The following is a 625-nucleotide window of genomic DNA, read 5'->3' as shown; positions in this document are numbered from 1 at the left end:
GATATTACGCTACCAACGGTTGTGGTACGACAAATAGTAATGCAGTAGCGATAACAATAAATCAAACCCCTTCGGTTCCTACAGTTGGTACGATAACAAATGTTAGTTGTTCTGCGGGAGGCAGTATAGTTTTAAATGGTTTGCCAAGTGGCAGCTGGACGATTAATCAATCGGGAACGGCAATAACAAGTTACAGCAGTAATACCAGTAGTTATACAGTTCTTGGGTTAGCTGTGGGCAGTTATACTTTTACCGTAACCAATGCCAGTGGATGTCCATCTTCAGCAACAGCAGCAGTACCTATAACAGATGCTTCCAGTACTACCTGGAATGGAATTGCATGGAGCAATGGTACACCCGATGCAACGAAGAATGCTATAATCGTATCAGTAACACCTAATTCTCCTTTTACGGCAGATTTGAGTGCCTGTGCCTTGACTATCAACAATAGTAGTGGGGTGGCTACGGTACCTTCAGGAATAACTTTGACAATAACAAACGGAATTACAGTTGCTACCGATTATAATTTGATTTTCGAGAACAACGCGAGTTTGGTACAAATAAATAATAATGCAACAAACACCGGGAAAATTATCTACAAGCGAAATTCTGCACCGATGAAAAA

At 41.0% G+C, this 625-nt stretch carries 1 pseudogene; it reads left to right on the top strand.

Annotated elements, in window-relative coordinates:
* A pseudogene (locus PMI10_RS12050) lies at nt 1-625 on the top strand (hypothetical protein); the annotation flags it as partial.

Origin of the sequence: Flavobacterium sp. CF136 (genome assembly GCF_000282055.1) — a bacterium.
Classification (GTDB): domain Bacteria; phylum Bacteroidota; class Bacteroidia; order Flavobacteriales; family Flavobacteriaceae; genus Flavobacterium.
Note: the sequence above shows the minus strand (reverse complement) of the source record. Positions and strands in the feature narration are given on the sequence as shown.